Annotated in this window: 9 protein-coding genes; 7 read left to right on the top strand and 2 right to left on the bottom strand. The window is 32.3% G+C overall.

Translation table 11 applies throughout. From position 1 onward, the window contains the following. Positions 1-26 precede the first annotated feature (26 nt). From BMY33_RS10095 to BMY33_RS10115, 5 genes are all read left to right on the top strand, one after another. A complete protein-coding gene (locus BMY33_RS10095; protein WP_091408190.1) occupies positions 27-4,895 on the top strand; it encodes a DNA repair ATPase in 4,869 nt (1,622 codons plus the stop codon). A gap of 289 nt (positions 4,896-5,184) precedes the next feature. Continuing rightward, positions 5,185-6,543: a right-handed parallel beta-helix repeat-containing protein gene (locus BMY33_RS10100; protein ID WP_170837055.1), complete on the top strand. Its 1,359-nt coding sequence runs from the start codon at positions 5,185-5,187 to the stop codon at positions 6,541-6,543. Between the two features lie 109 nt (positions 6,544-6,652). Next, positions 6,653-7,138: a hypothetical protein gene (locus tag BMY33_RS10105; protein WP_091407995.1), complete on the top strand. Its 486-nt coding sequence runs from the start codon at positions 6,653-6,655 to the stop codon at positions 7,136-7,138. Between the two features lie 28 nt (positions 7,139-7,166). Beyond that, entirely contained in the window at positions 7,167-7,799 is a 633-nt protein-coding gene (locus BMY33_RS10110) for a hypothetical protein (protein ID WP_091407996.1), read from the top strand. Further along, the gene (locus tag BMY33_RS10115; protein WP_091407997.1) at positions 7,789-8,811 is read left to right on the top strand and encodes a hypothetical protein; all 1,023 of its coding nucleotides are present in this window, start codon (positions 7,789-7,791) and stop codon (positions 8,809-8,811) included. Before BMY33_RS10110 ends, BMY33_RS10115 begins: the two co-directional genes overlap by 11 nt. Positions 8,812-8,875: 64 nt before the next feature. Here BMY33_RS10115 and BMY33_RS10120 read toward each other — a convergent pair whose 3' ends face one another. After that, on the bottom strand, positions 8,876-12,058 hold the full coding sequence (locus BMY33_RS10120) for a DUF5060 domain-containing protein (protein WP_091407998.1): 3,183 nt from the start codon (positions 12,056-12,058) through the stop codon (positions 8,876-8,878). A 300-nt stretch (positions 12,059-12,358) separates the two neighbouring features. Here BMY33_RS10120 and BMY33_RS10125 point away from each other — a divergent pair, with 300 nt between their 5' ends. Beyond that, entirely contained in the window at positions 12,359-12,841 is a 483-nt protein-coding gene (locus BMY33_RS10125) for a MarR family winged helix-turn-helix transcriptional regulator (protein ID WP_091408000.1), read from the top strand. Positions 12,842-12,843: 2 nt separating this feature from the next. Further along, the gene (locus BMY33_RS10130; protein ID WP_091408001.1) at positions 12,844-13,320 is read left to right on the top strand and encodes a GNAT family N-acetyltransferase; all 477 of its coding nucleotides are present in this window, start codon (positions 12,844-12,846) and stop codon (positions 13,318-13,320) included. Positions 13,321-13,383: 63 nt separating this feature from the next. On the opposite strand, the gene BMY33_RS10135 is transcribed toward BMY33_RS10130, so the two are convergent. Beyond that, on the bottom strand, positions 13,384-14,238 hold the full coding sequence (locus tag BMY33_RS10135; protein WP_091408003.1) for a carbohydrate-binding protein: 855 nt from the start codon (positions 14,236-14,238) through the stop codon (positions 13,384-13,386).

Below are 14,238 nucleotides of genomic sequence, written 5' to 3' on the forward strand. Positions count from 1 at the left end.
TCTATCTAAAAACTAGAGGAACAACTATGGAAGAAACCAACACTAACGACATACAACTAGACGGTGGGACGTATGAGATTATTCAAAATCGCTTGCAAAAACAAAAGGGTGAACTCCAAAATCGTCTTACCCAATTAAATGATGCGAGGAAAGAAGTTTTTGGTAGTGTAGAGACCAAACTTATAGCCAATAACCGTATCAATACAGAAAACAACTGCATTGCTCGAGATATTGTAACTATTGGAAACTTTTGCCTTTTTGGATATAATGTTCATTTTGGATTACGAACAGAGATAAAACTAGATGATGTATTCAGTATTTACACCTATGCTGATGATCATTTTATAAATAAAAAGTTAGATCTTATCAATGATCCTATTTTTATTGACGACTTTACTAATCTATATAAATATTACAGAAACACTATCTTCTCAAAGTTCGCCATCGTTGGGAATTACCTACATATGGTATTTCAATTAAGCGAAAGTGTTTCTGATATAAAAACTTTTAAATGGCTCATAAACGAAGGTACACTTACCTATGTGGATAACCGTAGTGAACATGAGTTTAAATTTCCAAAACAGTATGAGTTCGAATGGACTGAAGTCTCTCGTGATATGCATCGTTATGGAACACATCCTCATATTTCCATACTAGACAAAGTTTTTGTAGAAACTGTAGGTGGTGATCTTACTATTAAAATAGAAGATAATACAGACGACGGAAAAGGAATATATGATGAAGCCGTAGAACAAGTTGATCAAACGCTTGATGATGGACAATATCGATATGCAGATCTCGGCAACCTAATTGCTTTAGAAATAAAGCCCTTTCAAGAATCACCAAGATATTTTGTATACAACCATAAAGTACAAGAAGTTAAAAAAATCGAATGCATAAAAGATGCGTGCGTATTACTACCGGATGATCAAGGAATAATTTATCCTAATGGGTATTATCTTCAATCTGGAGAAGTAAAACTATTCACTAATGACATTTCTGATGTTCAATTCCAAGAAAAAATTAGCTCTCCTAATGGAGAAGACTTCTTGTATGTATTCTATGAAAGTGAAAAAGGTTTATACACCTTAATGTCGTATAACGTCATAGAACAAGAAGTGAAAACGCCTATTATTTGTAATGGTTTTACAATTCTAGAAGGTGGTGAACTTTGTTATTTTAAAACTGAAGATGACCAGACAAAACATCATGTTATTCAAATATGGCAGACACCTTTCTTAAAAGGAAATGAGATTCCATCAGAACATACAGACACATTACTCTATAAAATTGGTAATAAAGATATTGTAAAGGCAATGGCAGAATGCCATGCATTAATCACATTACTTAATAAAGAAGATAATTATGATGGACTGTATGATGACCTAGCTAAATCATCCAGCGATATTATTGATAGTTATTATTGGATAAGAGAAGATGATACCTGTCGATTAGATGTTCCATTAGGAGAAATTACCAATGCCGCAAATGCAGCTATTGATGAATTCGAAAAAGTGGTACAACTTAGAAGAACAGCTACTACTGTAACCAAAGAAACTAAAGCAGCTGCAGAAGAAATATTTGGTAAAATAAAAAGTAGTTCATTCCGATCTATTGACGATTTCGTACAAGTCTTATCCCAACTAAGAACTTTGCGAGGGGAAGTTATTGGTTTAAACGACATACGATATATTGACAAACAATTTATCACGGATCTTGAAACTGAAATTGCAGAACAAACCGACAAAATTTCTAAACGTTGTGTACAATTTTTATTGGATGATAAAGCACTACTACCCTATCATAATCGAGTAGAAGAAAAACAACAAGCGTTAGATAGTATAAAAAAGGTAATAGAAGCTAAAAAGCTAGAGGACGAAGTAAATCAAATTGCTAAAGATCTAGAAATGCTAATTGATATTGTTTCCAATCTTCAGATTGAAGACACTTCGCACTCTACAAAAATCATTGATAATATTTCTTTAATTTTTGCAACTATCAATCAGCTTAAAGCTGGTATCAAGAATAAAATAAAATCGCTTGGGAGTAAAGAAGCAAATGCAGAATTTGCTGCACAATTAAAATTAGTAGATCAAAGTATTATCAACTACCTTGATATAGCCAATACTCCAGAAAAGACCGATGAGTTATTAAACAAAGTATCTGTTCAACTAGAAGATTTAGAAGGTAGATTTGCTGATTTCGAAGAGTTTATCACCCAGATCATTGAAAAACGCGAAGAAGTATATAATGCTTTTGAAGCTAGAAAAAACAGTTTAATCGAAGCTAGAAACAAAAAAGCTGTTGCTTTAGAAAATGCTGCCAATAGAATCTTAAAAGGCGTTACCAAAAAAGCATTAAGTTTTGACTCTAATGCTGACATTAATGGATACTTTGCTTCAGATTTAATGATTAATAAGCTTCGAGATATCATTACTGATTTAATGAAGTTGGATGATGCCGGTAAAGCAGAAACCATTGAAACGGCCTTAAAAGTAGCCAAAGAAGATGCGACTCGTAAGTTAAAAGACAAACAAGATCTTTATGAAGATGGTGAAAACATTATCAAGCTAGGAAAACACAAGTTTGGTGTTAACAAACAACCGCTGGATCTCACCATAATTTATAAAGATAAAACATTACAATATCACCTTACAGGAACTGATTTCTATCAAGAAATAAGAAACGAAGTTTTATTACAATCTAAAAAATACTGGGATCAAGAACTAATCTCAGAAAACTCTGAGATATATCGTTCTGCTTATTTAGCCTATAAGCTATTTATTACTAAAAGGGAAGAATTAACTAGTTTAGGAGAAACAGAATTATTAGAGCTTATCAAATCTGAAAGCAGTAAAAACTATGCAGAAGGATACGTAAAAGGAGTTCATGATGTAGATGCTGCAAAAATTTTAAAAACTTTAGTAAGCAAAGATCATGATCTTGGATTATTAAGATACAATTCATTATCCAGATCCTACGCACAATATTTTTGGAATAGTTTAGACAACGAAAAGAAAACGTATTGGAATGGTACCATCAAAGCTTCTGGAGAAGTTTTAGAAATTTTTTCTGACTCTACCGAGTATCAATCTGTACTTTCTGATTTAGAAAAAGAAGTTGCCGTTTTCTCTGATGAGCAAAATTTGTTTGACAAAAAATATAGTAACGCTATTAGCAGTTATCTTTTTGACGAATTACAAAGAGATGATATGTTCTGCATTAGTCAAACTGCAAATGAATTACACGATTCATTTCTAACTGAATTAGAAAAGAAAAAGGTATTGACTAAGTTTAAGAAATCGTTAAAATTAACAAATGAAAAAAATCAGAAAGATCTAATACGCTTAACACTACAATGGGTAACTGCTTTTCTAAAAACAAATTATTCTAAGAAAATTGAATATGCACATGAAGTTGTTTGTGTTCTATTATATAAAAAAGAATCCATTTCGGAGGTAGTGCATGTAAACCCTTCACAAACTATAGAAGGGTTAAAAGGCAGTCATCTTACTATCAATGAGAGTAATTTTAATTTTAATTATCATCAATTTATAACTCAATTATCAGACTTTTCTAATATAGAAGTTCCTGCATTCGAAAGGTATCGTGAAGCAAAACATACAGTAACCGAAAACCTAAAATCAGATCTTAAACTTGAGGAGTTTAAACCTAGAGTTTTATCATCTTTTGTCAGAAACAAGTTAATTGATCAGGTATATCTGCCATTGTTTGGTGATAATCTTGCTAAACAGTTAGGAAGTGTAGGGGATAACAAACGAACAGATAGAATGGGAATGCTATTGTTAATTTCTCCTCCTGGTTATGGTAAGACAACATTGATGGAATACATGGCTAATCGATTAGGACTGGTATTTATGAAAATCAATGGACCCGCAATTGGTCATGAAGTTACTTCTGTAGATCCAATGGCTGCAAATAATTCTGCAGCAAAAGAAGAACTCAAAAAATTAAATCTTGCTTTTGAAATGGGAAATAATGTTATGCTATATCTAGATGATATTCAGCATTGTAATCCCGAGTTTTTACAAAAATTCATTTCATTAGCGGATGGTACTCGTAAGATCGAAGGTGTGTACAACGGAAACCCTAAAACATACGACTTACGTAGCAAAAAATTCTGCGTAATTATGGCAGGAAACCCATACACAGAAAGCGGAGATAAATTCCAAATTCCAGATATGTTAGCCAATAGAGCTGATATTTATAATCTTGGAGATATTATTGGCGATACGGCAGATTTATTTAAGTTAAGCTTGATCGAAAATGCATTGACCTCCAATCCTGTTTTGCACCAGTTGAGCAGCAAGTATTTCGAAGATATATATGGATTAATTGAGATGGTTGAAACCAATACTCAAGAAGGTGTAGAACTAAAAGGAAATCACACCAAGCAAGAAGTACAGGATTATCTAGCAGTATTAGAAAAAGTAGTTACGATTCGTAATACCGTAATGCGAGTGAACGCCACGTACATACAATCCGCAGCAATGGAAGATTCTTATCGAACTGAACCTTCGTTTAAGCTACAAGGTTCTTATCGGGATATGAGTAAATTAGTTGCTAAAGTGGTACCAATTATGAATGAGAAAGAATTACAGACCCTACTCCTATCTCATTATGAAAATGAGTCGCAGACGTTAACCAGTGCCGCAGAAGCAAACCTTCTTAAATACAAAGAATTAACAGATACTATTGCGCAAGAAGAAGCTGTACGATGGACAGCTATTAAAGAAACCTTTATGAAAAATAATAAGCTAAAAGGTTTTGGTGATAAAAACGAAATGGCACAAGTGTTGGCGCAGATGATGCAATTCAGCGAACATTTATCTGGAATCCAAGAAGTTTTGAAGAAAGGACTAGAGAAAGGTTAAAAATTAAGGTGATATAATATCGAGTAATAATTTCAACATACAGTTATAAAAGTATTTTTCAAAAATTACTTGTTCATATAACCTAGTAAATAATTAGATTTTCAAAAACAAAACACCTTTTGTAAATTTCTAAAACAGAGTGTTCTTTTTAATTTGAACAAAACAATGGTTTAAAAAAAGAGTTATTAGATAAATCGTTTATGCTATTTACAAATAACAAATTACTTATAATTAATTCATCGTGATGAATATAAAAATAAAACACCTCTCGAATTGCACATTTATTTTCATGCTTATTTTTATTACATCTTGTAGTAATGAAAGCTTAAACTCTAATGATCAGCCCTCAGCATATGAAGCGGATCCAGAAGATTTGGATGATAATGGATTACCTATAATTGTTTTTGATATTGAATTACCTACAATACTTGATAATTCAGAATACATTATTGATTTAGATCAATGGGACATTCCTAATAATCGCACTGATGCTATTAAAACAACTACCAATTTACAGGCTGCAATTGATTGGGCTCATCAAGAAGGATATAGAAGAGTGATACTGCCAGAGGGCACCTATCTAATAGGCGAAAGTATAAATGATATTTATCAAGGAGGTATTGAAATACACGGAGATACTGAATTTGTATTTAGGCCGGGAGCAATTCTGGAAATGGCTACTAATAACAAATGGAATTATTGTGTAATTAGTCTAAATGGAGATAACATAATCATTCGCGATGGCATAATTAAAGGGGATCGAAATACGCATATTTTCACACCTCGTGATTCTGATGGAAAGACAGCTCATGATGAAGGTCACGGAATCTGCGTTTGGAATACAAATAATAAAGTACTTATCGAAAACATGGAAATCCAAGACCTAACTGGTGATGGCTCTTTAATATTGGATTCTAATGATGTGACTTTTGTGAATAACAATATCTACAACAATAGACGTCAAGGTATTTCGATAGTAGGCGGTAAACGTATTGAAATAAGAAATAATGAAATACATCATATTAACGGAACTGCTCCGCAGTTTGGTATTGATATAGAGGGGCCTGGTCGTATAGATGAAGATATACTAATTCAGAATAATTATTTTCATCATAATTCAGGTGGTGACATAGTTAATACTAGTGGTGAAAATGTATATATTCTTGACAATATCATGGAGCAAGGTGAAGGTAGTACATATCTAGATGGTCCTATTGTTAGTTGGCATAAAACCCATAATATTATTGCCAGAAACACTATTACGATGCTTTCAGGTTCTGCTAATGGCAGGTTAGGATATATTCAATATTCTGGTGGAGGCGATAAAGGACATAACAGGGCAACTTTCGTACATGATAATGTATGTAATAGTTGTGGTATGTACATGTACAAAAGTTCTCAAGCAGATGTGCGTCGTAATAAATTTTTAGGGTATTTTTTAGCCTTTAGCGATTTTGAAAACGCGATATTAATTGACAATTTAGTAACGTATTCTGAAGCTCATCCTAATCTTAGGTTTTGTTGGTCATACCGTTTTGAAAATGTTACGGGAGTAGCCGAAGGAAATTACTTAGAAGATACTTTAGAAGAAATTCCTTTATCAGATATTGAACCATACTCTTTACAATGCGTAATTGATGGTTGGTAAAGGATATTAAAGAAATAATAATATGATAAAAGTAAAAACAATAGTCGGTTCCATAATTTTATTTATTTACATTTTTTCTTTCAGCAGTTGTTCAAGAAAAAATCAAAACTTGCAATTAGTTGAGGGGTTTTACAACCAATTAAACCATAGTAACTATTCTGAATTGTCAGAATTTATTGGAGATAGTATAAAGATGATCGAAGGTGATTATACAATGAATTATTCTAAAAACGATTATTATAAATTCTTTCAATGGGACTCTGTATTCACTCCGAAGTATGAAATATTAGCAATTAAAGAAACTGATAACAAAGTAGAAATTAAAGTTTCTAAAATATGCTCTAGGATTAAATTTCTAAATCAAAAACCTATTATCTCCAAAGAAGTAATTGAAATCAAAAACCAAAAAATTTACAAAATAAGGAATGTAGAAATGGACTCTGATTTTAAGCTTTGGAACACTAAGAAAAATGAAATGGTCCCTTGGATCAAAAAAAATCATCCTCAATTAGATGGTTTTATAAATGATCAGACCAAGACAGGTGCTGAAAATTACTTAAAAGCAATAGCATTATATAAGGAATACAAGAATTAAAGAAATAGTTAATTAAAACAAATCATAAATGAAGATAAATTATAATGATTTGGTGTTAAATAAAAACATTCAATATTCTCACAATCCTTTTGGTGGTATTGATGACGAAGAATTATTAGATATTATTGACCCTAAACATTCTTTTGAAAAATTAATCCAAACATTAAATCAGGATAGTCCCATTATCATTCAATTTGTAGGTAGAAAAGGTAGAGGTAAGACTACGCATCTCAGAGCACTTCATCAATTAATTCCTGAAGCAGAAATGCATTTTTTGAATAGAAGTACTTACAAATGGATTGTAGACAACACAAACAAATACACATTCATTGACAGTGTTCATCATATCTCTTGGAGGAAGCGATTACAACTCTGGAGAAACTACAGTCTTTCTTATGTTATAACTACCCATATTCCTAGAGATTTAGAGTTTCTTTTTTGTAAAAGAAAATACAAGACTTTTTATTTTAATGGAATAACTCCTGAGAAACTAGAAATTATTATCAAAAAAAGAATTTCACAATTCTCATATATAAAGTATCAAGATATCTTATTAAACCAAACCATTTTAAATCAATTAATTCAAAAATTTGGTGATAATATAAGAGCTATTCTAAATTTTCTTTACGATCGTTTTAAAATAGAATCCTATGGCTATTAAAGATTATATTAATGTATTCTATTCATTTGGAAATAATAATGGCTTCTCCATAAACGCTATGAATAGTTTTGATATTAGTATCAATCCCCAACTAGATATGACATTTAATCGTGTTATATGTAGCTTACAATATCAAATTGTAGGTAAAGCAATTAGTAATAAAAGTAAAATATCGTCTTTAACTATTGATCAAAATGGTTCATGGAAAAAAAAGAATAATTATAATTATACCGGAAAATTTGAATTAGGAGACCTACCTCCATCATATGATGGAAGAAATCTGCAAATAATTTGGTGGTTATATTTGGATGTAGAATTTAATGAAGAATCAAAATCTAGAATCCAAAACTTACTCTTAAAAGATGTTTTCATTTTTAGCCTCATTAAATCGTTTGATGGAAAACATCAAAATAAAAACGTAATCTCTCTTACTAATCCCAACTACGAATATGCTATTAATGATTTTGATAAAGTATATAAAATTGATCCCTACTTATATTTTATTATAGGGATTTTCATAATGATCATTACAATGGTACTTTATTTTGGTGATATCCTTAAAAAATATTTCTGGATACCAGCAATTGCAGGAATAGGTATTGCTGGGTATGGTCAATACAAAATAAACAGCATTGGATTACTTAAAGAAATTAGATTTAAAGGAACTCATATTGATAACGAAAAATTTAATTTAGAAATCGCTATACTTAAAAATGAAAAGAAGATATCTTCAGCAAAAATTCGTTATAAGACAATAGAAGAAGTAATTGATGACAGAGGAACTACATCTACTACGTATAAGGAAAATATTTACAACTCAGAAACCAAAACAATCAATCATCCAGTAGCTAAAGTTTTAAGCACTGAGTTACGATATCCTTCAAGGAATATCCCTATAGATTTTTCAAGAACAAATGTTCGTTTTTATAGCCAGATTGAAGTTAGTTTTCAATTTAAAAACAACACTAGCGGAGTTATAAAACAAGTTTTTCCTTTGACTAAAATTTCATAAAAAAGGGCTGAAATTAATCATAATCTCAACCCTTTCAGAAAAATAGTTAGGTAGTTAGTTACTTCTACTGTTTTATAAATTTTAAGGTGTTTTGATTTCCTCCATCACGAATAACCATAAAATAAACACCCGAAGGAATTCTAGATATATCAATAGCGTTGTTCTCGGATTCCGAAATAGCTATAGAAGATATTACTTTTCTTCCTGTAACATCATAAATAGAAATTTTTCCTTTAGTAACACCTTGAACATTGATTAAGTTTTGTGCAGGATTAGGATATATACTAGACTTTTCAATATCAAAATCACCTACAGAAAGTGCACAATCTACCAATACTTCACCTGGTCCCGTTCCACTTGGCTTAGTGTAGGATTGAGATAATACAAACTTGTCCATTTCAACACCATCTTCTCTCATAGAAAAAGAAATAGTATGTACTCCAGCCGAAGGAACATCTATATATATTAACTCTGCTTCTCCGCAATGATTTTCATTAGTTCTTTGTTTACTTTCCCAGGTCCATTGGTTTTTTCCTGCACACCATTGCATTCGTTGTCCTGATGCTGGCCAAGTACCGTTAATTCCAACATGAATTCCATTATCTTCAGATCCTGTAGAATATAATCGCACCCATACAAAATACCTTCCAGGAGTGGTAAACTTCACTTTATAATCCAAAATACCAACTACACCAGGTGTATTCGAAAAGCTTTCTCCATTTACCAATGGATCATCGTGTGTAACTCTCGTATCTGGCAATATTTCCAGGTATCCATTACCACTGGCAGAAGCATGATGACTCGGATCTGGATCTGGGGTTGGAGTAGAAACTGTTCCATCCTGTAAATACCATTGTCTTTTATCTGTTTTTGATTGATTCTCGAAATGCTCAGCTTCAACAGCAACAATTCCATTTTCTTCTAATGCAACACAAGTATTACTTTCATCTCCTCCTCCGCCATCATCATTACAATCCAACTCTAAAACAAGTCTTGGAGCATTCGAGCCTTCTTTAGATGAAAAAGAGACATCATTCCCGCCTGTTTGCTTCACTAGTAAAGAAACAGTTTCTCCTGCACTAATCCCTGATAAATTCCATTCATATGATTGACCTTCACTATATGTAGTATTTAATGATCCTAGAAGAGCACCTTCTTCTGGTTTATTAGTATTAGACAAATTACTTTCTGTCCAATCATTTGAAGTTCCTTTATAAATTTCAACAAGTCCATTACCTCCATCTGTACTTACGGACATTTGTAATTTCACTCCAGCTATTGCTTCTGATGGCGTTGGCACAATAAATTGTAAATAGGAAACTCTATTACCACTTTCTACTCTCAAATCCGAAGTATTAAACGAAGTAGTTCCCTGTAAGTATGCATCTTGCGAAACAGAAACATTTTGTAAATTGTTACAATCTGTTCCATCAGATTCTCCTTTTATCAAAGCTACCCAATCATTAGTATCTGGCGCTGATATTACATTTGACACCGCTGTTGCACTACTTAAATTTCCACCTGATCGTGGATTATACCATTGCACTTGCCAAGTTCCCGATGGCAAGTCAATGTTTGTAGATCCTCCATCCGGAAGATATACTGCATATACTTCTCCAGCCTTGGCAAAAACATAATCATCATTATCAGAAGTAACTTCATCGGAGCTTACCATTTCCGTCATATAGGACTGTAAATAATTATTAAAGAAACTAAGAGCATATCCTCCTTCTTTATATTTATTACCGCGTTTTCTGTGGTCATTTCCATTAATATCTCCATCGTCATCCGTGTAACCACTATAATACTCTACTCCTGTTCCACCAGCCATTAAAGTGGCCCATAAAACATCTTCTCTTACTTCTTTATCAGAAACTCTTATACCCTCTCCAGCACTGCCTTGTTCATCATTAGCTACTATCCACTTTTTACCGGCATTTTTTGATTTTTCAAGCCATCTTCTTACATCATTATGAACATTACTTTTATTTGTTTGAATTGATGCGCCTGTAAGCTCAGAGCTAGATCCAAGTAATGGATCATAACGTTGATCTTGTTGGTTTGGATACGTATGTATTACTATATTATGATCATAAGGGTCTAATGCTTTTATGTAACTAGCAGTACTTTTTACAACATTATCAGTAAGTGTTGTTTCTTCTGTAAGATTCCAATTAAGTGCTAGATGATGTCCAAAACGAGCTATTAATTCTCTATAATATAATTTTCTTTCTCGACCGAAATCATTTCCATCCATCAAATTGTCATTTTCTGTTTCCATGGTTTTAAAATGTAAATAAACTCCCTTCTTATCTGCATATTCCATTACTTTTTCCCATTGCGCCATTTTAGAAACATCAAAACGATCTTTGTTCACTTTACTCCATTGCTGATTACGAGCAGTTTCACCATATTCTTGTAAGGATACTTTTAATGTATGTGGAAAAACTGCTCCACCATCTCCACTAGAATTCCAAGTTAAAAAAGATATTACATTAGCACCTTCTTCTGATAAGTAGTTCAACATTCCTAAGATCTCAGTCCCTTTCCCATTACTCCAAGTATAAGAACTTGCATCTGCAGCAATGTAATCTTGTTGGTGTGGTTGCCAAGTTTTACTTCCTATTTTATTTAAATTATTATTATAACTAGGTGTAGCATCAAAATCAATATAATTCAATGCATTTTCTGGAGAGTCAGCTCCTGCTTTAATAAACCAAGGGCCATTAGGATTTTCTGGACTAGTTCCTATATGCCTTAAGTAATGCTCTCCAACATATTTTAATCTCCCGAGGTTTTTACTTCTAAAATCTCTTCCTGACTTATCAGATTCTTCTATATCAAAGGATCCTGAATCTCCATCCATAAATCCTGCACTAGATCCTCCACCATTAATTGCCACATCAGATCCTGTCGTAAATTCTGCAGACCAATTCCAAATTCCTATTTGTTCAGGACTAAAATTGACCTGCCATATATTACCAGAATCACAGCTAGAATCTGCAGCATCATTACAGCCAGCATAAAACCCAGGAACTACATAAGAAAGGTTTCCATTAGTAAAAGTAACTTCTAACCTGTAATCCGAAAAAGGATTAGGATCTGCTGTTTCTGAAGTATTAGGCCCTGCAAAAGAAAGTGTAATCTTGTGCCATCTCTGTAATTCTCCTTCTGGAGTTTGAGCCTCTGCAAAGCAGGTAATCAACATTAGTATTAATATGTGTTTAAATTGAGTTAATTTGGTCATGTGTGGTTAATTTTAATTGTTTGTTTTTCTTCTAATCAGCTCCTAAGAATTTTAATTCGTAGATCCTTGAAGGAGTTCAGTTCAAAAAAAAGTGTATTTGCATGCAAACGAAAAAAATTATGTGATAGTACTACTCCATATATCAAAATAGTATTTGCTGGGTGTCACAAAGTATTCGTAACCAAAATGTTAGTATTCGATTATTAATTTAAACACTATTAAAAGGAAGTACTCAATGATATACCTTTGGTAAATTAACATAAATTCAATATTTTTACATAAGTGCTTATATAATTACTTATGAAAGATTCGTTACAGGAATTAGGAGAATTAGGATTAGGATCTAGATTTAAACGTCTTAGTGAATACTTAATGAAAGAAACCCAAATAGTATACGATACATTGAACATAGAATTTGACCCGTATTTATTTCCTATCTTCAGAATTATAGTTGATCAAGAAACCAGTACTACTTCTGAGATTCAAGAGCAACTACAATACACTCAACCTGCAATTACACAGGCAATAAAAAAACTCTTAACCAAAGGGCTTATTAAGTTTCGAGTAGACAAAACGGATAAAAGGAAAAAACTTTTTAAACTATCTCCTAAAGGCAAGAAAATACATATCCAACTGGTCCCGGTTTGGGATGCTATTGATAAACAAGTCAAATGGCTTACAGAAGGTTCTTCAACAAGTTTAACCCGCCATTTAACATATATGGAAAATCAGTTTAATGAGAAAGCATTAAGCAAGCGTATTCTAGAAAACCTAAAAAGATAATTATGACCGCCAAAAAACCAATAGAAATCATATCATTTAACCCTAAATATGCAAAAGATTTTGCTGATCTTAACGTTGCTTGGCTAGAAAAGTATTTCGTAGTAGAGCCTCATGACGTAGAACTTTTAGAAAGATGTGAAGAAACCATTATAAAAAAAGGCGGGCATATTTTCTTTGCCAAATCGGGCCCTGAAATTGCAGGTACATTCTCGCTCATCAAAAAGCAAGAAAGAATATATGAATTAGGAAAAATGGCAGTCTCTCCAAACTTTCAAGGACAAAGAATAGGGCAACAATTAATGTCATTCTGCATCGATTTTGCAAAAGATCAGCAATGGACAAAAATAATTTTATACTCAAATACTATTCTTGTAAATGCGATCCACATATATAAAAAATTTGGCTTTATTGAAGTTGATCTCGAAAAAGATTCACCATACCTTCGAAGCAATATAAAAATGGAACTAATACTTAAGTAAAATAAAGTCCGCCTCACAAACACACATGTTAGGCGGACTCTTTGATTAAATAAACGTCTTTATTTAATTGTTAGAATTTACATTTACCATATAATTTTCTCCATAATTATTATCCCAATATTCCTTACCGTTTACTCTATAAACTATAGCATATTCTAGTTGATCGTCTGATGCACTAAGCAATGTATACCCTTGCCATCTTTCTATACCAAAATTGTTAGGGCTTTGAATTGTATAGAATGGTCCATTTGACCAAAACTGTCTATATATTAATGGTAGATATTTTTGAGTTTTCCATCCATCCGAAGAGTAAACAACTCCAACCTCTTTGTTAGGATCGAGATTTCTAACATCCACGGTAATATTAAACCTATTCTGATCATCATAAGCAGAATAAGACAGCCCAACAAAATCAGTATCCACACTGACATTGATATTAGAATCAGCAAAGAAAAACCCTTCTGTCCTAGACATCTTATAATCAGAACCATTATTATTATCCCAATAGGTAGTGCCATTAACATCATATCGTACTACAAATGCATCAGCATATACTTGATTAACTCCATAACCACTTAAGCTATATTCACCAAACCAAATTTCATTTTGTCCGTTATCTACACTTTGATTGTATGCTAAAGGAATTTGATCCCAGTTTCCGTCTATCTTTTGATGATATATACTAACGGTCTTATCATATGCAAGATTTGCAACTTTAACCGTAAATTTTCTGACATAAGATTCATAACCTCTATAGGAACTATAGGTCGTCCAAGCCTTCGTGAGTTTTACGGGATTAGAGTTTTTAAGAAGAATATCATCTATAGCAATGTCCTCTTTCTTATCTTCAATAAAATCATCTTCTGTATTACAGGATAAAATAATTAGACTGATCAATAAATAAAAATACTTTTTCAT

Source organism: Aquimarina amphilecti, from assembly GCF_900109375.1.
GTDB classification, from domain to species: Bacteria; Bacteroidota; Bacteroidia; order Flavobacteriales; family Flavobacteriaceae; genus Aquimarina; species Aquimarina amphilecti.

Coding starts and splice junctions, on each gene's coding strand:
- BMY33_RS10095 (WP_091408190.1), top strand. CDS start 27: ATGGAAGAAACCAACACTAACGACATACAACTAGACGGTGGGACGTAT.
- BMY33_RS10130 (WP_091408001.1), top strand. CDS start 12,844: ATGACCGCCAAAAAACCAATAGAAATCATATCATTTAACCCTAAATAT.
- BMY33_RS10135 (WP_091408003.1), bottom strand. CDS start 14,238: ATGAAAAAGTATTTTTATTTATTGATCAGTCTAATTATTTTATCCTGT.
- BMY33_RS10100 (WP_170837055.1), top strand. CDS start 5,185: ATGCTTATTTTTATTACATCTTGTAGTAATGAAAGCTTAAACTCTAAT.
- BMY33_RS10125 (WP_091408000.1), top strand. CDS start 12,359: ATGAAAGATTCGTTACAGGAATTAGGAGAATTAGGATTAGGATCTAGA.
- BMY33_RS10110 (WP_091407996.1), top strand. CDS start 7,167: ATGAAGATAAATTATAATGATTTGGTGTTAAATAAAAACATTCAATAT.
- BMY33_RS10115 (WP_091407997.1), top strand. CDS start 7,789: ATGGCTATTAAAGATTATATTAATGTATTCTATTCATTTGGAAATAAT.
- BMY33_RS10120 (WP_091407998.1), bottom strand. CDS start 12,058: ATGACCAAATTAACTCAATTTAAACACATATTAATACTAATGTTGATT.